Source organism: Planctomonas deserti, assembly GCF_003067705.1.
Lineage (GTDB): Bacteria > Actinomycetota > Actinomycetes > Actinomycetales > Microbacteriaceae > Planctomonas > Planctomonas deserti.
The window spans coordinates 674,348-697,055 of the sequence record NZ_QANL01000001.1 but is presented as its reverse complement, the minus strand read 5'-3'; the positions used below and the strand labels follow the sequence as shown (position 1 = coordinate 697,055).

Genomic DNA, 22,708 nt, shown 5'->3' with positions numbered 1-22,708 from the left:
TTGATCGCGGTCACTCGACGAAGGAGGTGTCGATGATCGAGGAGAGGTCGGTGCCGCCGTCGGCGATGCCGATCTTGGTCGCGACCTCCTGCACGCTCGGCAGCGTGGTCTCGAGGTAGCTGCCACCCAGCTGCTCGGCGTTGTCGTCGAGCCCGAAGAACTTCACGCCGTCGAACGCGGTCTCGAGGTCCTCGGCCGCGGAGCCGACGTTCTCGGCGATGATTCCACGCGCCTCCTCCGTGTCCGACTCGTAGAAGTCGATGGACGGCCCCCACGCGTCCACGACCTTCTGGATGGCGTCCTTCTTGTTCTCGAGCGCATCGGTCGAGACGACGAGCACGTCGCTGATGAGGCCCTCGTTCTCCGCGGCCGTGTAGATCGGCGTGAAGCTGTCGCTCGCGCTACGGGCCTCCGAGATGTAGGGCTCGTAGGTGACGGCGGCGGGCACCTGGCCCGCGATGAGGGCCGAGCCTGCGTCGGCCGGCGACATCGGCACCGGCTGGATGTCGTCGAGCGAGAGGCCCTCCTGCTCGAGCGCGTAGCCGAGCAGAAGGTTGCTCACCGAGCCCTCCTCGAATGCGACCTTCTTGCCCTTGAGGTCGGCGACGGAGGTGATGGTGGAGTCACCGAGGATCGCGTCGGCGGTGAGGGACGCGTCCTCGAGGAGGACGATCTTCACCTCCATGCCGGCCTCGATCATCTTCAGCGCGGTGTGCGTCGCGACGTTGGCCATGTCGATGCGGCCGGAGGCGAACGCGGCGTTCATGTCGGAGTCGGTCTCGAAGTTCGTGATGGTGACATCCACACCCTCGTCCTCGAAGTAGCCCTTCTCCTCCGCGATGTACCAGGGGCCGTAGCCGAGCCACGGCTGGGTGGCCATCGTGACGCTGTCGCCGCTCTCGGCGGATCCGCCGGCTGCCGCGCTGCCTGCGGCGCCGCCGGAGCAGGCCGTGAGTCCGAGCGCGGCGACGGCGAGGGAGGCGACGGCGGCCGCTCGTGCGCCCGGGCCAGTGAGTCGCGACATGTGGGGGTCCTTTCGTTCCGCGGCGACCGGATGGCGCCGCCACAAACGTGCTGGTGTACCCCCAAACTCGGGCCAGAATGGCTGGGAAGCAAATTCCGCGGAAAGGCCTCCTGCATCAGGAAAAGTGATGCAATTCGGCAGAAATATCCATGAAACATATGCGAAACGAAAGCCATCCGGCATTCCCGTTCGCGGCCGCTATTTCTTCCACTTCCTGGCCCTATCCGTGTCGGATGTGTTTCCGAGAAGTAAACGCACTTCTGCATCCCTTTTCGTGATTCGGCGAAGCATCCGTCGCAATTTGCATTCGCCCGCGAACGGCTCGGACACTGAGGGCCCGCCGCGAAAAGCCGGCGACAGCTGAGAGAAGGCCCCCCATGCCGACCGTCTTCCGCAACGGACTGCTCTACCTGGGCGACGGGCGCTTCGAGCGCGGCTCGCTCGCGGTCGACGGCGATCGCATCGTCGCGGTCACGCTGGGCGACGACGAACTCGGTGCGACCGGCGGCGACGTCGTCGACCTCGAGGGCGGCACCCTGCTGCCCGGCCTCCAGGATGCCCATGTGCATCCGCTCTTCGCCGGCTCGAGCCTCCTCGGCATCGACCTGTCCGCGGTGCACGACCGCGACGAGTACCTGCGCATCATCGCCGCGTACAGCGCCGCCCATCCGGACGACGAGGTGCTGGAGGGCGCGTGCTGGTTCGGGGACGTGTTCGAGGGCGGCTTCCCCCGCGCCGAGCTGCTCGACGCCGTCGTGCCGGACCGGCCGATCGTCCTGCTGAGTCACGACTTCCACGGGGCATGGGTCAACACGGTCGCGCTCGACCGCGCGGGCATCTCCCCCGCCACCCCGGACCCGGCCGACGGGCGCATCCTCCGCGAGGCGGACGGCACCCCGACGGGCATGCTCATCGACGGCGCCGTGGGGCTCCTGTCGTCGATCCTGCCCGAGCGCACCGGCGAGTTCTCCCGCCGGGCGCTGCTCGCGGCGCAGCACCGGATGCACGCGGTCGGCATCACCGCCTGGCAGGACGCCGCCGTGGGAGAGAGCGACCTCGGCCCCGACGCGTTCCCGGTCTACGAGGGCCTCGCCCGTGCCGGGGAGCTGACCGGGCGGGTGATCGCCGCGCTCTGGTGGGACCGCGGCCGCGGGGTCGAGCAGATCGACGACCTCCTCGAGCGGCGGGAACGGGCGAGGCGGACCGGCTGGTTCGACGCGGGCACCGTGAAGGTGATGCAGGACGGCATGGTCGAGAACGGCACGGCCGCGCTCCTCGACCCGTACTGCGGCCGCGGCGAGGACCGGGGCATTGCCTTCCTCGAGCCCGACGTCCTGGCCGAGCTCAGCCGCAGGCTCGACGCCGAGGACTTCCAGATCCACTACCACGCGGTCGGTGACCGTGCCGTGCGGGACTGCCTCGACGCCGTCGCCGCGACGCGTGCCGCCCACGGCGAGCGGGGCAACCGGCACCACATCGCGCACCTCGACCTTGTCGACCCCGCCGACGCGCCCCGGTTCGCCGAGCTCGACGTGAGCGCCAACGTCACCGCCCTGTGGGCGCGCCGGGACGAGGAGATCCTGACCCGCAAACTGCCGCTGCTCGGCGCGGACCGCGAGGGCCGGCACTTCCCGTTCCGGAGCCTGCATGCCGCGGGCGCACGGCTGGTGGGCGGCAGCGACTGGCCCGTCACCGACCCGAATCCGCTCTGGTCCGTCTACACGGCGGTGACCCGCACGGCGCCGCGGGAGGACGTGCACGCGGTCGGCGCGGATGCCTGCACGGTGCCGCTGGAGCGGGCCGAGGCGCTGGACTACGGCACCGCGCTCGACGCCTACCTCACCGGTGCCGCCTACGTGAACCGGCTGGAGCGGGAGACCGGGCGGCTGGCCCCCGGCCTCGCCGCCGACCTCGTCTGGCTGGACCGGGACATCAGCTCGGTCGACGCCCTCGGGGCCGCGCGGGTGCGGCAGACGTGGGTGGGCGGGAGCAGCGTCTACGCGGCGACGTAACCGGCGGGCGCGGGCTGCGCGGGCTGCGCCGGCGCGGGACCTGCGGGGTGCGCCGGGTTCGCCTGCTCTCCCCGGTCCGCCTGGTCCGGCCCCGCCTCCGCGTCGTACCCGGTCCCCTCGGCCTCCTCGAGGGCGTGGCCGGCCGCGCGCAGGGTGCGCCGGCACTGCTCGGCGAACACCCTGGCCTTGCGGCTGAGCGCACCCGGCCCGCTGGCGCTCGCGATGACGATCTCCATGCCCGGGCACTCGTCGATCACCCGCAGCGTGTGCAGGCGTCCGCCGTCGTAGGTGTAGTCGCCGACCGGCTTCTGGTTCAGCAGCGTGAACCCGTGGCCGCGGGCGACCATCGACCGCACCGCCTCGAAGCTGCCGAACCGGTGCCGGACCATCGGCGTGAGACCGAGGCCGGTGAAGGCACGGAGGAAGTAGTCCCGGCTCACGGGCAGGTCGAGCAGCACCATCGGCTCCTCGACGAGCTCGTGCAGGTGCACCTCGGTGCGAGCGGCGAGCGGATGGTCCAGCGCGACCGCCGCGTAGACGGGCACGGAGGCGAGCCGCTCGCGGACGATCGAGGGGTCGAGGCCGAGGTCGTAGGTGAGGGCGACCTCGATGGCGCGGGTGCTGATCGCCTCGTTGATCTCGTCGGCGCTGAGATCCCGGATCTGCAGCTCCAGCTCGGGGAACCGCGTGCTCATGCCGTGCAGGATCTCCGGCAGATAGAACGGCGCGAGGGTGGAGAAGCAGGCCGCCTCGAGCCTGCCGCTGATGGTGTCCGGGCGCAGCACGTCGACCGCGTCGTCGATGGCGGCCAGGATGTCGCGGGCCCGGGTGAGCAGCTCCTGACCACTCGCCGTGAGCAGCAGGCCCTTGGCCCGGCGGCGGATGAACAGCTGGGTGCCGAGGGAGTCCTCGAGGTTCGCGATGGACGTCGACACGGCGGACTGCGCGACGTAGAGCGAGGCCGCGGCGTCGGTCATGCTCTCCCACTCGGCGGCCGCGACGAAGTAGCGCAGCTGAGTGAGCGATAGGTCACGGCTCGAGGACGGGCGCACGGACACCTCCCGGCGGTTGATGGGGTTCAGTCTGCGGTCCGCGTGTTTCGCATGTGTTTCGGTGAAGTTGCCCGCCCGTTGCATCTGATTTTCCGATGCGGGACCGCTTCTGCGGCTATTTGCATACCCGAAGAACGGCGCCGAACACTGGACCCGACGCCGCAGCCGGCGGCCCGCCCCGAGGGGGAGCGGCCGCCGGGAGGGTGGGCGGGTGGTGGACACCCGGATGCGTCGGAAACGGAGAAGGCATGTCGAGCTCGGAGATCGAAGTCCTCGTCATCGGCGCCGGCCAGGCCGGCGTGGCGATGAGCGAGCACCTGAGCGCCATCGGTGCGCCGCACCTCGTGCTGGAGCGCGGCCGCATCGCGGAGCGCTGGCGGTCCGAGCGCTGGGACTCCCTGGTGGCCAACGGCCCCGCCTGGCACGACCGCTTCCCCGGCCTCGACTTCCCCGGCATCTCGCCGGATGCCTTCCCCACGAAGGACCAGGTGGCCGACTACTTCGCCGCCTACGCCGACAGGATCGCCGCGCCCATCCGGTGCGGCACCGAGGTCACCTCCGTCCGCAAGCTCGACGGCCGGCCCGGCTTCCGGGTCGAGACGACGAGCGGGACCATCGACGCCCGCTACGTCGTCGCGGCGACGGGCCCCTTCCAGAAGCCCGTGATCCCGCCCCTCGCCGCCGAGGCGCGCGGCGTCCAGCAGCTGCACTCGAGCGGCTACCGCAATCCGGGTCAGCTGCCGGCGGGCGCGGTGCTCGTGGTCGGCGCGGGATCGTCCGGCGTCCAGATCGCCGCGGAGATCCGGGCCTCCGGGCGCGAGGTCTGCCTCGCGGTGGGCCCGCACGACCGGCCCCCGCGCGCTTACCGAGGCCGCGACTTCGTCTGGTGGCTCGGCGTGCTCGGCAAGTGGGACGCCGTCACGCCGCCGCAGGGCGCTGAGCACGTCACCATCGCCGTCAGCGGCGCGCGCGGCGGGCACACCGTCGACTTCCGCGAGCTCGCGGCGAGCGGCATCACCCTCGTCGGCCGCGCCTCCGCCTACGAGGACGGCGTCCTGCGCTTCGCCCCCGACCTCGCGACCAACATCGCGAACGGCGACGCCAACTACCTGTCGCTGCTCGCCGAGGCCGACGCGTACGTGGAGCGCAACGGGCTCGACCTCCCCGAGGAGCCCGAGGCCCATGTGCTCGGGCCCGACCCCGAGTGCGTGACGTCGCCGGTGCTCGAGCTCGACCTCGCCGAGGCCGGCGTCACCTCCATCATCTGGGCCACGGGCTTCGTCGCCGACTACAGCTGGTTGCACGTCGACGCGTTCGACGAGCGGGGCAGGCCGAGGCACCGCCGCGGCGTGTCCGAGGAACCCGGCATCTACTTCCTCGGCCTGCCATGGCAGTCCCGGCGGGGATCGAGCTTCATCTGGGGCGTGTGGCACGACGCGAAGTACATCGCCGACCACATCGCCATCCAGCGCGGGTACCTCGCCCACACGTCCGTCCGCACCTCCGCCCCGGCGGACCCGCCCATGATGTCCGACACGACCCTCTCCGGAAGGTGACCCGAGCGATGACAACGCACACGCGCATCCGCCCCTTCAACACCAAGGACACCTACCCGGAGCAGAAGCTCGACAACGACCTCTGCCAGGCCGTCGTGGCCGGTGGCGTCGTGTACCTGCGCGGGCAGATCGGGCAGGACCTCGACACCCGGGAGAGCGTCGGAATCGGCGACGTCGAGGCCCAGGCCGAGAAGGCGATGGCGAACATCGACCTGCTGCTCCGCGAGGCGGGAAGCTCGCTCGACGACATCGTCAAGGTCGTCGTCTACCTCACCGACGTGCGCTTCCGTGAGCCCGTGTACCGGGTCATGGGCGGGTGGCTGAAGGGCGTCCACCCGGTGTCCACCGGGATCGTCGTCAGCGCGCTCGCCCGGCCCGAGTGGCTCGTGGAGATCGACGCCACCGCGGTCCTGAGCGCAGGAGCGGGCACCGGGGGAGCGGGCGCATGACCTTCTCGCTCGCGGCGCGCGACCCACGGACCGGCGCGTTCGGCATGGTCGTCAGTTCGTCCAGCCCCGCCGTGGCGTCGCGCTGCCTGCACCTGAGGCCCGGCGTCGGCGCGGTCGCGTCGCAGAACGTCACCAACCCCGCGTTGGGGCCACTGGTTCTCGACGCGCTCGCCGGCGGGTCCACCGCGGAGGAGGCGCTCGCCGCCGCCGTCCGCGCCGACCCCGCCATCGACTTCCGGCAGCTCACCGTCGTGGACGACGCGGGGCGCGTCGCGCACCACTCGGGATCCCGCGCGCTCGGCATCTTCGGCACCGCGGTGGGCGACCAGGCGGTCGCCGCCGGGAACATGCTCGCGGGGGAGCACGTGCTGCAGGCGATGGTCGACGCGTACGCGGCCAGCGACGCGGACACCCTCGAGGGCCGCCTGCTCGACGGCTTCCTCGGCGCGGTCGCCGCCGGCGGCGAGGAGGGCCCCGTGCGGTCGGCGGGCCTCGCCGTCGTCGAGGATGCGTCCTGGCGGGTGACGGACCTGCGGGTGGACGACGCGGAGGACCCCGCGGCGGAGCTCGCCCGCCTCCTCGAGCTCTGGCTGCCCCAGAAGCAGGCGTACCTGACGCGCGCCGTGCACCCCGAGGAGGCGCCCTCCTACGGCGTGCCGGGGGACCTCTAGTGCCGTTCCCGCAGGCTCAGGCCCCCGCGGAGCTGAAGGCGCGCATCCGCGAGTCGGTGGTCGCCGACCGCGACGGCCTGCTCGCGGTCAGCCACTGGCTGCACGCGCACCCGGAGACGGCCTGGCAGGAGCGTGGCTCGGCCGAGCACCTCGCCGGGGTGCTCGAGGACCGCGGGTTCTCGGTGCAGCGGGGACCCGCCGGGCTGCCGACCGCCTTCATCGCGGAGGCCGGATCCGGGCCGACGGTCGTGGGGCTCGTCGCGGAGTACGACGCGCTGCCCGGCCTCGGCCACGCCTGCGGGCACAACATCATCGCCGCGGCGTCGGTGGGCGCCGCCGCGGCGCTCGCACCCCTCGCGGACGAGCTCGGGATCACCGTGCGGGTGATCGGCACGCCCGCCGAGGAGGGCGGCGGAGGCAAGATCCCGCTGCTCGAGCACGGGGTGTTCGACGGCCTCGCGCTCGCCGCCATGGTGCACCCGGGCCCCGCCGACGCCGCGCACGCGCGCCCTCGCGCGGTCGCGCACTTCGACGTGACGTACCGGGGCAAGACCGCGCACGCGGGCGCCTACCCGCACCTCGGCCGCAACGCCGCGGACGCGTTCACCGTCGCCCAGGTCGCGATCGGGCTGCTCCGTCAGCAGCTTCCCCCCTCCGTGCGCGTGCACGGCATCGTGACCCAGGCCGGCACGGCTCCGAACGCGATCCCCGACCTCGCCCGGGGCTCCTGGTACGTGCGCGCCGAGACGCTCGCCGACCTCGACGACGCCTTCGACCGGGTGCGGAACTGCTTCGCCGCGGGCGCGCTCGCGTCCGGCTGCGACTGGGAGCTCGTGGAGACCAGCCCGCGCTACGCCGAGTTCCGCAACGACGAGGAACTCGTGGGCCTGTTCGCCGCGAACGCCGCCGCGCTCGGCCGCGACATGGATGCTGAGGAGCGGAACCCGCCCGGCATGAACACGGCGTCGACCGACATGGGCAACGTGTCGCAGCGGATCCGCGCGATCCATCCCTACCTCTCCATAAACTCGCTGCCCGCCGTCAATCACCAGCCGGAGTTCGCGGCGGCCGCGGTCCGCCCGGCCGGCGACGCCGCGGTGGTCGACGGGGCCGTGCTGCTCGCCCAGACCATCGCCGACGCCGTCGCAGGCGCCCCGACCCGCTCGACCACCCCGTCCCAGGAGGACCGATGAGCACACTCACCCACTGGCAGCAGCTCGCCCGGAACGTCGAGCCCCGGCGGCACGCATTCATCGACGGTGCCTTCGTCGACGCCGCGGACGGCGACGAGTTCGACACCGTGAACCCGGCGAACGGCCTCGTGCTCGCCCGCGTCGCGAGGGGCAGGGCCGTCGACGTGGACCGCGCCGTCGCCGCCGCCCGGCGGGCATTCGAGTCGGGTGCGTGGTCGCGCTCGGCGCCGGCGCACAGGAAGTCCGTGCTGCTCGCGCTTGCCGACAGGATCCGCGAGCACGCGGACGAGCTCGCACTCCTCGACACCCTCGACGGCGGCAAGCTCATCTCGGACACCTCCACGATCGACATCCCGGGCAGCGCCGCCATCCTGCAGTGGTACGCGGAGGCCGTCGACAAGCTCTACGGCGAGGTCGCCCCGACCGCGGCGGGCGACCTCGCGATCGTCACCCGGGAGCCCCTCGGCGTGATCGGTGCCGTCGTGCCCTGGAACTACCCGCTCGAGATGGCGATCTGGAAGCTCGCGCCCGCCCTGGCCGCCGGCAACAGCGTCGTGCTCAAGCCCGCGGAGGAGTCGCCGCTGTCAGCGCTCCGCCTCGCCGAGCTCGCCGCCGAGGCGGGCCTGCCGGACGGCGTACTGAACGTCGTGCCCGGCTACGGCGAGGAGGCCGGCCGCGCGCTCGGCGAGCACCCGGACGTCGACGCGATCGCCTTCACCGGCTCGACCGCGGTGGGCAAGATGTTCCTCTCCTACGCCGGCGCCTCCAACATGAAGCAGGTCTGGCTCGAGTGCGGCGGCAAGAGCGCGAACCTCGTGTTCGCGGACGCCGCCGACCTCGACCGTGTCGCGGACCGGGCCGTCGCGGGCATCTATGCCTGCTCCGGCCAGGTCTGCTCAGCCAACTCGCGCCTGCTCGTCGAGGAGTCCGTCGCCGATGACCTGATGACGAGGATCGCCGAGCGGGTCACCGCCCTCCGCGTCGGTGATCCGCTCGACCCCGCGAGCACCATGGGACCGCTGATCAGCGAGCGGCAGCTCGACCGCGTCCTCGGCTACGTGGACGTCGGCCGTGCCGAGGCGACGCTCGCGTTCGGCGGGAGCCGACTGCTCGAGGAGTCGGGCGGGTACTACGTGCAGCCCACGGCGTTCATCGAGGTCGCTCCGGATGCCACGCTCGCCCGCGAGGAGGTCTTCGGTCCGCTCCTCGCCGTCACCGCGTTCCGCACGGAGCGGGAGGCGGTGGCGCTCGCCAACGCCAGCGAGTACGGGCTCGCCGCCTCGATCTTCACTGACAGCCTGAGCCGCGCCCAGCGGGTCGCGCCCGCCCTGCACGTGGGCACCGTGTCGGTGAACACGGTCGACGCGCTCGACGTGACGACGCCGTTCGGCGGGGTCAAGCAGTCGGGCTACGGCCGCGACCTGTCGCTGCACGCGCTCGACAAGTTCACCGCCCTGAAGACGACCTGGTTCGCCGGCGCATGACCCCGCACATCGCATCCGCGTCATCCGCATCCGTGTCATCGGCATCCGCCCCCGCGTCCGCGTCCTCCGGGCCGTACGCCGCGGCCCACCCCCTCGCCCGCCTGAGCGCGGCGGAGATCGCCGCGAACCGCGAGATCCTGCGCACCGCCGGCGTCGCGTCCGACGCGACCGCCTTCGCCCTGGTCGACCTCGTCGAGCCGCACAAGGCCGACGTGCTGGCGGGACGCCGGATCCCGCGCACCGTGCAGACTCTGCTGCTGCACCGGGGAACCGGGGAGACGACCGAGGCCGTCGTCGACCTCGACGCGGCGGCCGTCGTCTCCGCCCGGCCCGTGGACGTCGAGCGGGAGGGCCAACCGCCCATCCTGCTCGAGGAGTTCGACCGGGTCGAGGAGCTTCTCTGGGCGCACGACGGCTGGCAGGCCGCGATGCGCAGGCGCGGCATCGAGGACATGCGGCTCGTGCGCATCTCCGCGCTCTCCGCGGGCCACTTCGAGATCCCGGGCGAGGAGGGCCGCCGCATCGTGCGCTGCCTCGCGTTCCTGCAGCTCGACGAGCGCGACAACGCCTGGGCGCACCCGGTGGACGGGGTCGTCGCCTACCTCGACCTCATCACCGGAGAGGTCACCGAGCTGATCGACGACCGCCTGTTCGAGATCCCGCGCGAGCGGCACAACTTCCACCTCGACGAGGAGCTACCGCCGCCCTCGGCGACGCAGAAGCCCATCGTCATCACCCAGCCGGAGGGGCCGAGCTTCACGGTCGACGGCGACGAGGTGGCGTGGGAGAAGTGGCGGTTCCGGATCGGCTTCACCCCGGTCGAGGGCCTCGTGCTGCACCAGATCGGGGTGGTAGACGGCGACCGGCTGCGCCCCGTCGTCTACCGCGCCTCCATCGCCGAGATGGTCGTGCCCTACGGCGACCCCAGCCCGGTGCGGTTCTGGCAGAACTACTTCGACGCGGGCGAGTACTCGCTCGGCAAGGAGGCGAACCCGCTCGCGCTCGGCTGCGACTGCCTCGGCGACATCACGTACTTCGACGCGATCCTGTCGGACTCGTTCGGCAACCCCCGCACCATCCCCAACGCCATCTGCATGCACGAGGAGGACGCGTCCATCCTCTGGAAGCACACGGATGCGTACTACGGCTCCACCGACGTGCGGCGCAACCGCAGGCTCGTCGTCTCGTTCTTCATCACGGTCGGCAACTACGACTACGGCTTCTACTGGTACCTCTACCTCGACGGGAAGATCGAGTTCGAGTGCAAGGCGACGGGCGTCGTCTTCGCCTCGGCCTACCCCGGCCCCCTGGAGGACGGGACCGAGTACCCGTGGGCGAGCGAGGTGGCGCCCGGCATCGGCGCCCCGTACCACCAGCACCTCTTCTCCGCGCGCCTCGACATGAGCGTGGACGGCACCGCGAACGCGGTCGACGAGCTCGAGTCGGTGCGGGTGCCGATGGGGCCGGCGAACCCGTACGGCAACGGCTTCACCCTCAAGGCGACCCGCATCGCGCGGGAGAGCAAGAGCGCCCGCGAGGCCGACAACAAGCTCGGCCGGGCCTGGCAGGTGCTGAACCCGGGCGTGACGAACCGCGTGGGCAAGCCGGTGTCGTACATCCTCCGGCCGGAGGGGCTGCCGGGCCTGCTCGCCGACCCGGCGTCGTCGATCGCCCGGCGAGCCGCGTTCACCACGAAGGACCTGTGGGTGACGCGCTACGACCCCGCGGAGCGGTTCCCCTCCGGCGCGCTGGTGAACCAGAACGACGGCTGGAACGCCATCGACAGCTGGGTGAAGCAGGACCGCGACCTCGACGGCCAGGACATCGTACTGTGGCACACGTTCGGGCTCACCCACTACCCGAGGCCCGAGGACTGGCCGGTCATGCCCGTCGACTCCGCCGGCTTCGCCCTCGTGCCGCACGGGTTCTTCGACCGGAACCCCGCGCTCGACGCGCCCCGGCCCGTGGCGGAGAGCACGCCCTGCCACCCGCCCGCCGCGACCGGTGGGGCGGGCCTGCCGGGCCCGGAGTCCGGGCCCGCGTCCTCGTCCTGCTGCTCGACCTCGGGAGGGTGCGCATGCTCGCACACGGCGCACCGGTGACCGCGGGCCCCGTCGACTACCTGATCGTCGGCGGCGGCACGGCGGGGTGCATCCTCGCCGCCCGGCTGAGCGAGGATCCCGGCGTGACGGTCGCGCTCGTCGAGGCGGGGCCGAGCGACGAGAACGAGCCGCGCGCGCTGTCCATCCGCCGCTGGGCCGAGATGCTCGAGGGCGAGTACGACCTCGACTACCGCAGCGTCGAGCAGGCGCGGGGCAACTCGCACATCCGGCTGGCACGCCTGCGGATCCTCGGCGGCTGCTCCACCGCGAACACGATGATCACCTGGCGACCGCTGCGTGGCGACCTCGACGAGTGGGTCGCGCTCGGCGCCGAGGGCTGGGACTACGAGACGATCAACCCGTACTACGACCGGCTGCAGGCGCCGATCACCCCGATCCCGCCGCAGGACCGGAACCCGTACCTGCAGGACGTCATCGACTCGGCCGCCGCCGCGCTGGACGTGCCGGTGCGCGAGTCCTGGAACGACGCCGAGTTCACGGCAGGGGCCGGCTACTTCGAAATCGGCTACGAGCCGGACACCAACCTCCGCTCGTCGACCTCGCGCACGTACCTCCGGGCCGGCGCCGAGGACAGGGAGAACCTGTCGGTCGTGCTCGGCTCGCTCGTCGAGCGCCTGCTCATCGAGGGCGGGCGCTCGGTCGGCGTCGTGCTCCGCGGCGCGGACGGGAGCGCAACGGAACTGCGGGCGCGGCGCGAGGTCATCGTCAGCTGCGGCGCGATCGACAGTCCCGCGCTGCTGATGCGCTCGGGCATCGGGCCGCGGGCCGTGCTCGAGGCCGCCGGCGTGCCCGTGCTGCTCGACCTGCCCGGCGTCGGTGAGAACCTGCAGGATCACGCGGAGGGGCTCGTGATCTGGGAGGCCAGGAGCGACCGGCCGGACATCAGCGCCACCGGGTGGGACGCCGGCTACGTCACGACCATCGATCCCGGCAGCACGGTGCCCGACGTGTCCACCCACATCCCGCTCGAGACGTGGGGCGTGCACGCGGAGCGGCGCGGAGTCGCGCTGCCGGCGAATAATGTGTCCCTCGTGCCCAACGTCACCAAGCCCCGTAGCCGGGGGCGGGTCTGGATCACGTCGGCGTCGCCGGATGCCCCGCCGTCCATCGACTACGGCTACTTCACCGACCCGGAGGGCCGCGACGAGCGGATGCTCGTGGCCGGGGCCCGCCTCGCCCGGAAGGTCGCGGAGCAGGAGCCATTCCGGTCGCACCTCGTGCGCGAGGTGTTCCCCGGGCCGGACGTGCAGAGCGACGAGGAGCTCTCGGAGGCCCTGCGCGCGACGCACCAGACCGTGTACCACGTGTCCTGCACGGCACGGATGGGCGCCGAGGGCGACCCCATGGCCGTGCTCGACCCGCAGCTGCGCGTGCGCGGGATCGACGGCCTCCGCGTCGTGGACGCGTCCGTCTTCCCCACCATCTCGGCCCTCAATCCGGTGGGCCTCATCATGACCGTCGCCGAGCGCGCGGTCGACCTGATCCGGGAGGCGGAGCCGCAGCGATGAAGATCGTGGTCGTCGGTGCCGGGGCGTGGGGTCTGCCCGCCGCGGCGCAGCTCGCGCAGCGTGGGCACGAGGTCGTGCTCGTCGACCGGTACGGGCCGGGCAACCCGCGCTCGTCCTCGTCCGGGCCGACCCGGATCTGGCGGCTCACGCACCCCGACGAGCCGCGCGTGCGCCTCGCCCAGCTCTCCGTCGACGCCATGGAGCGGGTGCAGGAGCGGTCCGGCCGCACCGTGTTCCTCCGCCGCGGGCTCCTCTGGCGCGACGACGCCTCCCTGGCCGCGGCCGCCGGGGCGCTCGCCGCGTGCGACGTGCCGTTCACGACGGTGGCCGCGGAGGACGTGGGGCGGTTCTTCCCGGGCCTCAGGCCCGACGACCGCGGAGCCCTGTGGCAGGAGGACGCCGGGGTCGTGCTCGCGGCGGAGATGCTCGCCGCGCAGCTGGACCTCTTCACCGCGGCCGGCGGACGAGCCGAGTTCGGCCGCGCGGTGCTCGGCGTCGAGCCCACGGGGTTCGGCGTGCGCGTCTCCTACGAGGACGGCGCCATGGAGTCGTTCGACCGGGCGGTGCTCGCGGCCGGCCCGGAGTCCGAGTCCCTCCTCGCGACCGTGGGGCTGCGGATGCCGCTACGCCCGCACCTGGAGCAGGTCGTCACCTTCGGCGAGCCCGGGCGACCCGGGTCGACGGACGACCTGCCGTGCTTCATCGACGGGGCCGTAAGCGGTGAGCCCGTGCTCTACGCGATGCCAACCCCGGGCCTCGGCTACAAGGTGGGCCTCGACCGGCCGCTACGGCCCTACGCGTCCGACGACGCGGACCGGTCGCCGGACGAGGAGGGGATCCGCCTCGCCGCGGAGCGGATGCGCCGGGACATCCCGACGCTGCCCACCGCGGTGGTGCAGGCGCAGGTCTGCTCGTGGACCGACTCGCCCGACGGAAGATTCGTGCTCGACCGGCTGGGCGAGAACGTCGTGATCGCCTGCGGCGATTGCGGCGAGGGGTTCAAGTTCTCCGCGTTGATCGGCGAGGTGCTCGCGGACCTGGCCGAGCACCGCGACCCCGAGGCGGACATCCGCCGGTTCTCCGTCACGCGCTCCACGGACGACCCGGAGTGGCGCCACCACTCCCTCACCCTCGGCTGACCCTCCCTACGGTCCCTGAGCCTGTCGAAGGGACGCAACGTCGCTTCGAAGGGACGCACCGACCGTTGCCGGCGCCCGCCCGAGCCGGACACGCACGCTCTCCCGGAAGACGCCCGGAGGCACGCGGTGGTGGTGCGGCGGTCGCGGGGTGTGTGATGCTCGCAGCAGGGGCGATCGAAGGAGACACCGATGAAGGCGATCATCTACAGCGAGACCGGTGAGCCTTCGGTGCTCCGTCTTGTCGACCGGGAGCCGGCCGAGCCGGGCCCGGGGGAGGTGCGGGTGCGCATCGCCGTGTCCGGCGTGAACCCCACCGACTGGAAGTCGCGCAAGGGCGTCACCGGGAAGCAGAAGCTGCCCTTCGCGGACATGGTGCCGAACCAGGACGGCTCGGGCGTCGTGGACGCTGTCGGCGCGGGCGTGACGGATGTCGCGGTCGGCGACCGGGTCTGGCTCGCGCTCGCCGCCCACGAGCTCGCGGCGGGCGGCACGGCGCAGGAGTGCTCGGTGCTCCCCGCCGACCGGGTGTTCCCGCTGCCCGAGAACGCGAGCTTCGACATCGGAGCGAGCCTTGGCGTGCCCGCCATCACGGCCCACCGCGCACTCACCGTGGCCGAGGACGGACCGTCCCGCCTCTCACCCGGCGCGCTCGCGGGCAAGACCGTCCTCGTCGCGGGGGGAGCGGGGGCCGTGGGCAACGCGGCCATCCAGCTCGCCCGCTGGGCGGGGGCCACGGTCGTGTCGACCGTCAGCTCGGCCGAGAAGGGGGGCCACGCCACCGCGGCGGGCGCGCACCACGTGGTGAACTACCGCGAGGGCGACCCGGCGAAGGCCATCCGTGCCGTCGCTCCGGACGGCGTCGACCTCGTCGTCGAGGTCTCCCCGGCGGTCAACGCGGGACTGAACGCCGCCGTGATCCGCAACCGCGGCTGTATCGCGGTGTACGCGAACAACGGCGGGGACCAGATGGTGCTCGACGTGCGGCGGCACTTCGCGCTCAACGTGCGCTACCAGTTCCTGCTGCTCTACACCGTCGGCGCCGAGGCGCTCACCGCGGCCGGCGAGGACATCGTGGCCGCGCTGCGGGACGAGGCCCTGCGGGTGGGCGAGGACGCCGGCCTGCCGCTGCACCGGTTCGACCTCGAGCACACCGCCCTCGCCCACGCCGCGGTCGAGGCGGGTGCGGTCGGCAAGGTGCTCATCGATGTGGCGGATGCGGGAACGTTCCCGGCCTCCTGAGCGTTGTCGTCTTGAGGTGCGCTCGCAGGCGCCCAAGAGACTCAACGAACGAAGAAGGCCCCCAGAACATGACGCTCCCGCTCTCGATCCTCGACCTCGCCCCCATCGCCCCCGGCAGCACCGCGAGGGAGAGCTTCGCGGCCAGCGTCGCGTTGGCGCAGACGGCGGAGAAGAGCGGATACCGGCGGGTCTGGTACGCCGAGCACCACAACATGCCGACCATCGCGTCGTCGGCCACGAGCGTGCTCATCGGGCACATCGCCGAGCACACCTCGACGATCCGCCTCGGCTCGGGCGGCATCATGCTGCCGAACCACGCGCCGCTGACCATCGCGGAGCAGTTCGGCACCCTCGCGACGCTGTACCCGGACCGCATCGACCTCGGCCTCGGCCGCGCGCCCGGCAGTGACCAGACCACCATGCGCGCGCTGCGCCGCGACAACGCGTCGGCCGACCGCTTCCCCGAGGACGTGCTCGAGCTGCAGGCCTACCTGCGTGGCGCATCGCGGGTCCCCGGGGTGCAGGCCGTTCCGGGCGGCGGCACGAACGTGCCGCTGTACATCCTCGGTTCGTCGCTGTTCGGCGCCCAGCTCGCCGCCGCCCTCGGCCTCCCCTACGCGTTCGCCTCGCACTTCGCGCCCGACTCGCTGTACGAGGCCGTAGCGCTATACCGGCGCGAGTTCCGCCCGTCCGAGCAGCTCGAGGCGCCCTACGTGATCGTCGGCGCGAACGTCATTGCCTCCGAGGACGAGTCGGATGCGATCCGCCAGTTCGAGATCATGCGCCGCGCCCGGGTGCGCAGCATGATCGCCCGCGGCCCGGCGACGCCCGACTACACGGACGAGCAGATCGACTCGTTCCTGCTGACCACGCAGGGGCAGCAGCTGGCGAACATGATGCGCTTCACCGGCGTGGGCACGCCCGGCGAGGTGCGCACGTTCCTCGAGCGCTTCGCCGAGACGGCGAAGGCCGACGAGGTCATCGTCGCGCACGCGTCCCTCGAGGTGGCGGACCGCCTCCGCTCGGTCGAGCTCACCGCGGACGCGATGAGCCTCGCCCCCGCCGCCTAGCCGCCGCCCGCGCAGCGGCGTGGGGGGATGCGGTCGCTGCGGGATGCGGTCGCTGAGCCTGTCGAAGCGACGTTCCGGGGTCACGTCGAGTGGCTGCGCCCCGTCCCTTCGACAGGCTCAGGGACCGTGGAAGGTCCCATCACGCACAGGGGCGTGGGCCATACGGTCGCTGAGCTTGTCGAAGCGACGTTCCGGGTCCGCCCAGCGGGTGCGTCGCGTCCCTTCGACAGCCTCAGGGACCGTAGGAGGTCCCGTCCCTTCGACGGGCGCAGGGGCCGCGGGGGATCCCGCGGCCTAGTCGCTGTCGCGCCAGCCCAGGTTCGTCGCCATGCGCTCCAGGGTGACCAGCGTCGTGGCGTAGTCCGCCTCGCTCACGCCCTCGGAGACCTGATCGCGGATCCCGGTCACCACGACGCGGAGCTTTTCGTACAGGGTGCGGCCGCGCTCGGTCAGCGCGTACAGCCCGCCCTCGAGCATCACCCAGTCGCTCTCCATGAGCTCCTCGAGGTTCTCCTCGGCCGTGGCGGGCTCGCCCGCGTCCACCGCCGCGGCGGCCTCGCCCTGCAGGAACGGCCGGATGGCGGCTGAGAGCTGCTCGCCGGACGCGGCGTTCGCGTCCAGGATCGTGAGCAGTTGCCACTGCCGCCTCGTGACGCCGTGCTCCTCGAGGGTGCGCGCGAATCCGTCGTCGATCAGGCGATCGACGAGCTTCAACCAGAATCCGATGGGTCTCACCGTCGTCATGCTGCGATGCTACGCCGCGGCCCCGGGCGAACGACAGCACCGGCCCGGCAGCGGCGGCCGACGCGAAGCGGCCTAGTCGATCGCGGCGGGTCGCGGCTTGACCGGCAGCATCAGGGTGAGCCCCAGGAGCAGCACGGCGACGATCCCGATGATGCCGTAGCGGGTGTCGCCGGTCAGCGAGACGACCACGCCGAACAGGGCCGGCGCGAGGAAGCTCACGGCGCGGCCGGTCGTCGCGTACAGGCCGAAGATCTCGCCCTCGCGTCCCGGCGGCGTGATCCGCGCGAGGAAGCTCCGGCTGGCCGCCTGGATGGGGCCGACGAAGAGGCAGAGGAACAGGCCGGTGACCCAGAACCCGCTCTTCGCGTCACCCACCAGGAGCACGCCGACGCCGCCGAGCACGAGGCAGATCAGCGAGCCGATGATGACGTTCTTCGCCCCGATCCGATCGTCGAGGGCGCCGCCGACGAAGGTGCCGATGCCCGCGACGACGTTGGCGGCGATGCCGAACAGCAGCACCTCGGTGAACGTGAAGCCGAACACCTGAGCCGCGATGATCGCGCCGAAGGTGAAGACCGCCGCGAGCCCGTCACGGAACACCGCGCTCGCGAGGAGGAACAGCAGCACCTGGGGGCTGCGCTTCGCGAGCGCCCGCACCGTGCGGTAGAGCAGCACGTAGGAGCGCAGGATGCCCACCTGCTCCGTGCGCCGCGTAGGCGGGATCTCCGGCACGCGCAGCATCAGCGGCACAGCGAAGACGCCGAACCAGAGCGCGGCCACGAGCACGGCGAGGCGGACGTCGAGCGATCCGCCGTCCGCGCCGGTGGGGATGGCGAGCACGCCACGGGTCGCGGGGTCCCCGACGTTGAAGAGAAAGAGGGCGAGCAGGATCGCGAGCAGCACGATCCCACCGACGTAGCCCATGCCCCAGCCGAAGCCGGACACCCGGCCGACGCTCTTCGGCGTCGAGACCTGAACGAGCATCGCGTTGTAGTTCACGCTGGCGAACTCGAAGAAGAGGTTGCCGGCGGCGAGCAGCAGCGCGCCGAGCCAGAGGTAGGGCGGAGCGGGCAACACCGCGAACATCGCGACCATGGAGAGCACGACGATCGCGGTGTTGACGAGCAACCAGAACTTGCGTCGACCCGAGCCGTCCGAGCGCTGGCCGAGGATGGGCGCGACGGCTGCGACGAGCAGGCCGACGATCGCGAGCGCCGTGGAGATGACCGTCGCGTTCTCCGCGAGCGCGCGCACGAGCGCGGGATCCCGAGCGTCGTCCCCTGCCAGGTCGAGCACGCTCTGGTCCACGAAGAGCGTGCTGGCGAGGTAGGTGCTGAAAACGAACGTGGTGACGACGGCGTTGAAGGCGGAGGAACCCCAGTCCCACAGGGCCCAGGCCAGCACGCGATCGCGCGGCACCGGGGCCGGGTCGGGCTGCGTGGGGGAGTGGTCGGCCGCGGCATCACGGCTCGAGGCGTTCCTCATGCTCACAACCTAGTGGCGCGCATCCCCCTGCGATGCAACGCCTCTTGCGCCGTTTGGCTAATGTCATTAGCCTCACTGCTATGACCACTCGCTTTCTTGACCGCGGCACCGGCCGCCTCGCCTACAACCTGCGCGGCGACGGACCCCTCGTCGTCTGCGTTCCCGGGATGGGGGAGCTGCGCTCCGCCTACCGCTTCACGGTTCCCGCCCTGGTCGCGGCCGGTCACCGCGTCGCGACGCTTGACCTGCGCGGTCACGGCGAGAGCGACGACACCTTCGGCGCCTTCGACGACGCGGCGCTCGCCGACGACATCCTGGCCCTCGTCGAGCACCTCGGCGGACCCGCGCTCGTGCTCGGCAACTCCATGGCGGCGGGCGCGGCCGTGATCGCCGCTGCGGAGGCGCCCGCGTCCGTCGCCGGGCTCGCGCTGCTCGCCCCGTTCGTGCGCAACCCGCCCGGAGGGGCGGCGATGGGCGCCGTGATGCGGGCCCTGCTGTTGAAGCCGTGGGGTCCGGTCGTCTGGGATGCCTACTACCGGGGCCTGTTCCCGGGCGGCCGCCCGGCGGACTTCGCCGAGCACCGTGCCGAGATGGCCGCGAGCTTCCGGCGCGGCGGCCACTGGCGCTCGTTCCAGCGCACCGCGCAGACCTCGCACGCGCCCGCGGAGGCCAGGCTGGGGCGGGTGAGCTGCCCCGTGCTCGTGGTCATGGGCGAGCGCGACCGGGACTGGAAGGACGCCGCCGGCGAGGGGCGCTTCGTCGCGGACGCGCTGCGGGGCGACCTGCTGCTCGTTCCGGACTCCGGCCACTACCCGATGACGGACTCCCCCGAGGTCGTCAACCCACGGCTCGTCGCCTTCGCCGCGCAGGTGTTCGCGCGTGCCTAGGGCAGGCCTCTCGCCCGACGTCGTCACCGCCGAGGCGGCCGCGCTCGCCGACGAGGTGGGGCTGGACGACCTGACCTTCGCCGCCCTCGCCGCCCGGCTGCGGGTCGCGGTTCCCAGCCTGTACAAGCACGTGCCGAGCATCGCCGCGCTGCACCGCCGCCTCTCCGTCGTCGCGACCCGGGAGCTGGGCGCCGCCCTCGGCGACGCCGCCGCCGGGCGCGCCGGGCTGGATGCGCTCCGAGCCGTCGCCGAGGCCTACCGCGCCTATGCCGTCGCGCGCCCGCGGCTGTATCCCGCGACGCAGCGGGCGCCCCTGCCCGATGAGCCCGAGCACGTCCAGGTCGCGGAGCGCGTGGTCGGGTCGATCTTCGCCATCCTCCGCGGCTACGGCATCCAGGGCGAGGATGCGATCGACGCCACGCGCATGGTCCGCAGTGCGCTACACGGCTTCGTCGACATAGAGCGCTCGGGCGGCTTCGGGCTGTCGCGGTCGACGGACGCGTCCTTCGACCGCCTCGTCACGGCGCTCGACGCGGGCCTGCGCGCCTGGCCCGTCGCATCCGGGGAGGGGTAGGCCCGCCACCTTCCCCGGTTCCGCGTTCACAATTCAGGTACCCGTGCCCGCAGCCCGCGCTGCCGCGTTCGCAATTCAGGCTGTGCTGCGACACGCCGCTTCTGAAGGCCTCGAAACGCGGCGTGTCGCACCTGGGCCTGAATCCGGAACTCGGCCGACCCCGTGGAGCCTGAATTCGGAACCGGGCCGGATGTGAGTGTGCGCGCTTGATGGGTGTCCGAGGAGGCGGGACGGGCGGGGGAAGGCGCGGGTAGCGTCGGAGGATGACGCTGCCGATCATCCCCCTGGGCCCGAACCAGCCGCCGGACCGCTTCTACCTCGGTGGCGATCGCATCGCGCGGTTCCGGCGGCAGCCTCCGGTCGGCCCCGACGCGCGGGTGCCCGAGGACTGGGTGGGGTCGGCGACGACGCTGTTCGGCGAGGACTCGCTCGGGTTGAGCACCCTCCCCGACGGCACGCTGCTGCGCGACGCCATCGCCGCCGACCCCGTCGCCTGGCTCGGGGACGAGCACGTCGCCCGGTACGGCGACGACCCCATGCTGCTGGTCAAGCTCCTGCACGCCGGCCAGCGCCTGCCCGTGCACGTGCACCCGGGCACCGACTTCGCCGCGCGCGAGCTCTCCCGGAAGCACGGCAAGGCGGAGGCCTGGTACGTGGTCGACGGCGGATCCGTGGGAGTGGGCTTCCGCGAGGAGATGCCCGCCGAGGTGCTGCACCGCTGGGTCGACGCACAGCACACCCAGGCGCTGTTCGGCGCGCTCAACGTCGTCGAGGTGTCCGCCGGGGACACCGTGTTCGTGCCCCAGGGCACCCCGCACGCGCTGGGCGAGGGAACGTTCGTCGTCGAGGTGCAGGAGCCCGAGGACCTCTCCATCCTCCTCGAGTGGGACGGCTTCGACGTCGACGGGCTCGAGGAGGGGCATCTCACGCTCGGCTTCGACCGCGCACTCGAGGCCGTGAACCGCAGCGCCTGGGACGACGGTGATGTCGCCGGCGTCGTGACCCGCGCGGGTGCTGCCGCACTGCTGCCGACCGCCGCGGGCGAGTACTTCCGGCTGGAGCGCATCGACACGGGTGCTGCCGCGAGCGGAACGATGGAGCCGGGCTTCTCGATCCTCGTCGTGCTCGAGGGCGAGGGGACCGTCACGGATGCCGGCGGAACCGCGACGACGGTCACCGCGGGTGACACCCTTCTGCTGCCGTTCTCCGCCGGCGCGGTGAGCGTGAGCGGCACGGCGTCGATCCTCCGCTGCCGCCCGCCCCGCCCCTAGCGCCGCACGGCCCGCACGGTCCCTCGGTCCGCACGGTTTCTGAGCCTGTCGAAGGGACGCACACGCGTCCGCCCGCGAGCGCAGGAACACACGGTCCCTGAGCCTGTCGAAGGGACGCACTCGCGTCCGCCCGCGAGCGCAGGAACACCCGGTCCCTGAGCCTGTCGAAGGGACGTTTCGTCGCTTCGACAAGCTCAGCGACCTGGCAGCTCAGCGACCGTGGGGGCTCAGCGACCGTGGGGGCTCAGCGACCGTGGGAGCGTCAGCGACCGTGGTGGCCCCGCGAGCGTGGACGGCGCCGCCCGCGCTCAGTTGAGGGGGCGGGTTCCCTCCGGCAGCGCGCCGCCGGCGTAGAGCGTCGTCGCCGCGTCCTGCAGCGCGGTCAGCGCGACGCGCTGGGTCCACGGGCCGTAGGAGATGCGGGCGACGCCGAGCTCCTCGAACGTCTTCGGGGCGAGCGATCCGGGCACGCCGATGACGCTGATCCGCTGCTTCCCCAGCGCCTCGACCAGCTGCGTGACGGTGGGCTCGTCGAGGAGCCCGGGCACGAACACGCAGGTCGCGCCGGCGTCGAGGTACGCGCGCCCGCGGGCGATGGCCTCGGCCAGCACCTCCTCGGCGGGCGTGTCCCCGGCGCGGAGGAAGGCGTCGGTGCGGGCGTTCAGCGCGAACTCGATGCCCTCGGCCTGAGCGGCCTTCACCGCGGCCTCGACAGAGGCGAGCGACTCGTCCAGCGGCTTCATCTGGTCCTCGAGGTTCGCGCCCACGACGCCGACGCCGATGGCGCGGCGGATCGTCTCTCCGGCGTCCCCGTAGCCGGCCTCGAGGTCCGCGGAGACGGGAACGTCGACGGCGGAGACGATGCGGGCGATCATGTCGAGGTGCAGGTCGAGGGGGATGTTCTCGCCGTCCTCGTAGCCGAAGGTCGCGGCGATGGAGTGGCTGGCCGTCGCCAGCGCCCGGGTCTCGGGCAGCGCCGCGACGGCGGTAGCCGACACGACGTCCCAGACGTTGACGACCTGGAGGAGCTCGGGCGCATAGTGCAGGGCGACCAGGTCGCTCCCGCGGGACTCGATTGTCATGCCCCAACCCTAGAGCGCGGGGCGCGCGCCCGTCGGGATCGGGGATGCCTGGCAGGCCGGTGGGAGTTGAGCCGGTAACGCTCAAGTTTTCCGCTCTCGACTTGACGCCGAAACCGCCCGGAGTAAACTTGAGTCATCGAGGCTC

Annotated in this window: 19 protein-coding genes; 14 read left to right on the top strand and 5 right to left on the bottom strand. The window is 72.3% G+C overall.

Going from position 1 to position 22,708, the window contains the following annotated elements; genetic code table 11:
- Positions 1-10: 10 nt before the first annotated feature.
- Entirely contained in the window at positions 11-1,024 is a 1,014-nt protein-coding gene (locus tag DAI20_RS03175; RefSeq protein WP_159084891.1) for an ABC transporter substrate-binding protein, read from the bottom strand.
- Positions 1,025-1,401: 377 nt separating this feature from the next.
- Between DAI20_RS03175 and DAI20_RS03170 the strand changes: the two genes are divergently transcribed.
- On the top strand, positions 1,402-3,036 hold the full coding sequence (locus DAI20_RS03170; RefSeq protein ID WP_108249100.1) for an amidohydrolase: 1,635 nt from the start codon (positions 1,402-1,404) through the stop codon (positions 3,034-3,036).
- Here the strand turns inward: DAI20_RS03170 and DAI20_RS03165 are convergent.
- Positions 3,021-4,172 carry a LysR substrate-binding domain-containing protein gene (locus DAI20_RS03165; RefSeq protein WP_108249099.1) on the bottom strand — a complete coding sequence of 384 codons (1,152 nt, stop codon included), beginning with the start codon at positions 4,170-4,172 and terminating at the stop codon, positions 3,021-3,023. The two genes, DAI20_RS03170 and DAI20_RS03165, sit on opposite strands and share 16 nt — an antisense overlap.
- A gap of 164 nt (positions 4,173-4,336) precedes the next feature.
- On the opposite strand from DAI20_RS03165, the gene DAI20_RS03160 reads away from it, so the two are divergent.
- The 10 genes from DAI20_RS03160 (at position 4,337) to DAI20_RS03115 (ending at position 16,520) form a co-directional block, all read left to right on the top strand.
- Entirely contained in the window at positions 4,337-5,644 is a 1,308-nt protein-coding gene (locus DAI20_RS03160) for a flavin-containing monooxygenase (RefSeq protein ID WP_108249098.1), read from the top strand.
- An 8-nt stretch (positions 5,645-5,652) separates the two neighbouring features.
- On the top strand, positions 5,653-6,093 hold the full coding sequence (locus DAI20_RS03155; RefSeq protein ID WP_108249097.1) for a RidA family protein: 441 nt from the start codon (positions 5,653-5,655) through the stop codon (positions 6,091-6,093).
- On the top strand, positions 6,090-6,764 hold the full coding sequence (locus DAI20_RS03150; protein ID WP_108249096.1) for a DUF1028 domain-containing protein: 675 nt from the start codon (positions 6,090-6,092) through the stop codon (positions 6,762-6,764). The genes DAI20_RS03155 and DAI20_RS03150 overlap by 4 nt, the downstream gene beginning before the upstream one ends.
- Positions 6,764-7,957, top strand: a complete 1,194-nt coding sequence (locus DAI20_RS03145) for a M20 family metallopeptidase (protein ID WP_240605840.1) — start codon at positions 6,764-6,766, stop codon at positions 7,955-7,957. Before DAI20_RS03150 ends, DAI20_RS03145 begins: the two co-directional genes overlap by 1 nt.
- Entirely contained in the window at positions 7,954-9,441 is a 1,488-nt protein-coding gene (locus DAI20_RS03140; RefSeq protein ID WP_108249095.1) for an aldehyde dehydrogenase, read from the top strand. Before DAI20_RS03145 ends, DAI20_RS03140 begins: the two co-directional genes overlap by 4 nt.
- The gene (locus DAI20_RS03135; protein ID WP_108249094.1) at positions 9,438-11,543 is read left to right on the top strand and encodes a primary-amine oxidase; all 2,106 of its coding nucleotides are present in this window, start codon (positions 9,438-9,440) and stop codon (positions 11,541-11,543) included. The genes DAI20_RS03140 and DAI20_RS03135 overlap by 4 nt, the downstream gene beginning before the upstream one ends.
- A complete protein-coding gene (locus DAI20_RS03130) occupies positions 11,519-13,072 on the top strand; it encodes a GMC family oxidoreductase (RefSeq protein ID WP_108249704.1) in 1,554 nt (517 codons plus the stop codon). The genes DAI20_RS03135 and DAI20_RS03130 overlap by 25 nt, the downstream gene beginning before the upstream one ends.
- Positions 13,069-14,211, top strand: a complete 1,143-nt coding sequence (locus DAI20_RS03125; RefSeq protein WP_108249093.1) for an FAD-dependent oxidoreductase — start codon at positions 13,069-13,071, stop codon at positions 14,209-14,211. Before DAI20_RS03130 ends, DAI20_RS03125 begins: the two co-directional genes overlap by 4 nt.
- A gap of 189 nt (positions 14,212-14,400) precedes the next feature.
- On the top strand, positions 14,401-15,450 hold the full coding sequence (locus tag DAI20_RS03120; protein WP_108249092.1) for an NADPH:quinone reductase: 1,050 nt from the start codon (positions 14,401-14,403) through the stop codon (positions 15,448-15,450).
- Between the two features lie 68 nt (positions 15,451-15,518).
- On the top strand, positions 15,519-16,520 hold the full coding sequence (locus DAI20_RS03115; protein ID WP_108249091.1) for an LLM class flavin-dependent oxidoreductase: 1,002 nt from the start codon (positions 15,519-15,521) through the stop codon (positions 16,518-16,520).
- A 294-nt stretch (positions 16,521-16,814) separates the two neighbouring features.
- Here the strand turns inward: DAI20_RS03115 and DAI20_RS03110 are convergent, their stop codons facing one another.
- Together DAI20_RS03110 and DAI20_RS03105 are read right to left on the bottom strand one after the other, a co-directional pair.
- Positions 16,815-17,264, bottom strand: a complete 450-nt coding sequence (locus DAI20_RS03110; RefSeq protein ID WP_108249090.1) for a winged helix DNA-binding protein — start codon at positions 17,262-17,264, stop codon at positions 16,815-16,817.
- Between the two features lie 72 nt (positions 17,265-17,336).
- The gene (locus DAI20_RS03105) at positions 17,337-18,749 is read right to left on the bottom strand and encodes an MFS transporter (protein WP_108249703.1); all 1,413 of its coding nucleotides are present in this window, start codon (positions 18,747-18,749) and stop codon (positions 17,337-17,339) included.
- 80 nt (positions 18,750-18,829) lie between these two features.
- Here DAI20_RS03105 and DAI20_RS03100 point away from each other — a divergent pair, with 80 nt between their 5' ends.
- The 3 genes from DAI20_RS03100 (at position 18,830) to DAI20_RS03090 (ending at position 21,481) form a co-directional block, all read left to right on the top strand.
- Positions 18,830-19,636, top strand: coding sequence for an alpha/beta fold hydrolase (locus DAI20_RS03100; protein WP_240605839.1), 807 nt, complete (start codon positions 18,830-18,832; stop codon positions 19,634-19,636).
- A complete protein-coding gene (locus DAI20_RS03095; protein ID WP_108249089.1) occupies positions 19,629-20,210 on the top strand; it encodes a TetR/AcrR family transcriptional regulator in 582 nt (193 codons plus the stop codon). Before DAI20_RS03100 ends, DAI20_RS03095 begins: the two co-directional genes overlap by 8 nt.
- A gap of 263 nt (positions 20,211-20,473) precedes the next feature.
- The gene (locus DAI20_RS03090; RefSeq protein WP_108249088.1) at positions 20,474-21,481 is read left to right on the top strand and encodes a class I mannose-6-phosphate isomerase; all 1,008 of its coding nucleotides are present in this window, start codon (positions 20,474-20,476) and stop codon (positions 21,479-21,481) included.
- 308 nt (positions 21,482-21,789) lie between these two features.
- Here the strand turns inward: DAI20_RS03090 and DAI20_RS03085 are convergent, their stop codons facing one another.
- Positions 21,790-22,563: an isocitrate lyase/PEP mutase family protein gene (locus tag DAI20_RS03085; protein ID WP_108249087.1), complete on the bottom strand. Its 774-nt coding sequence runs from the start codon at positions 22,561-22,563 to the stop codon at positions 21,790-21,792.
- Positions 22,564-22,708 lie beyond the last annotated feature (145 nt).

Bases quoted from the DNA above. Each gene is read 5' to 3' on its own strand.
- DAI20_RS03115 (WP_108249091.1), top strand. From the start codon at position 15,519: ATGACGCTCCCGCTCTCGATCCTCGACCTCGCCCCCATCGCCCCCGGC.
- DAI20_RS03160 (WP_108249098.1), top strand. From the start codon at position 4,337: ATGTCGAGCTCGGAGATCGAAGTCCTCGTCATCGGCGCCGGCCAGGCC.
- DAI20_RS03110 (WP_108249090.1), bottom strand. From the start codon at position 17,264: ATGACGACGGTGAGACCCATCGGATTCTGGTTGAAGCTCGTCGATCGC.
- DAI20_RS03105 (WP_108249703.1), bottom strand. From the start codon at position 18,749: ATGAGGAACGCCTCGAGCCGTGATGCCGCGGCCGACCACTCCCCCACG.
- DAI20_RS03085 (WP_108249087.1), bottom strand. From the start codon at position 22,563: ATGACAATCGAGTCCCGCGGGAGCGACCTGGTCGCCCTGCACTATGCG.
- DAI20_RS03175 (WP_159084891.1), bottom strand. From the start codon at position 1,024: ATGTCGCGACTCACTGGCCCGGGCGCACGAGCGGCCGCCGTCGCCTCC.
- DAI20_RS03150 (WP_108249096.1), top strand. From the start codon at position 6,090: ATGACCTTCTCGCTCGCGGCGCGCGACCCACGGACCGGCGCGTTCGGC.
- DAI20_RS03130 (WP_108249704.1), top strand. From the start codon at position 11,519: ATGCTCGCACACGGCGCACCGGTGACCGCGGGCCCCGTCGACTACCTG.
- DAI20_RS03125 (WP_108249093.1), top strand. From the start codon at position 13,069: ATGAAGATCGTGGTCGTCGGTGCCGGGGCGTGGGGTCTGCCCGCCGCG.
- DAI20_RS03140 (WP_108249095.1), top strand. From the start codon at position 7,954: ATGAGCACACTCACCCACTGGCAGCAGCTCGCCCGGAACGTCGAGCCC.
- DAI20_RS03090 (WP_108249088.1), top strand. From the start codon at position 20,474: ATGACGCTGCCGATCATCCCCCTGGGCCCGAACCAGCCGCCGGACCGC.
- DAI20_RS03100 (WP_240605839.1), top strand. From the start codon at position 18,830: ATGACCACTCGCTTTCTTGACCGCGGCACCGGCCGCCTCGCCTACAAC.
- DAI20_RS03165 (WP_108249099.1), bottom strand. From the start codon at position 4,172: ATGCAACGGGCGGGCAACTTCACCGAAACACATGCGAAACACGCGGAC.
- DAI20_RS03155 (WP_108249097.1), top strand. From the start codon at position 5,653: ATGACAACGCACACGCGCATCCGCCCCTTCAACACCAAGGACACCTAC.
- DAI20_RS03170 (WP_108249100.1), top strand. From the start codon at position 1,402: ATGCCGACCGTCTTCCGCAACGGACTGCTCTACCTGGGCGACGGGCGC.
- DAI20_RS03135 (WP_108249094.1), top strand. From the start codon at position 9,438: ATGACCCCGCACATCGCATCCGCGTCATCCGCATCCGTGTCATCGGCA.
- DAI20_RS03120 (WP_108249092.1), top strand. From the start codon at position 14,401: ATGAAGGCGATCATCTACAGCGAGACCGGTGAGCCTTCGGTGCTCCGT.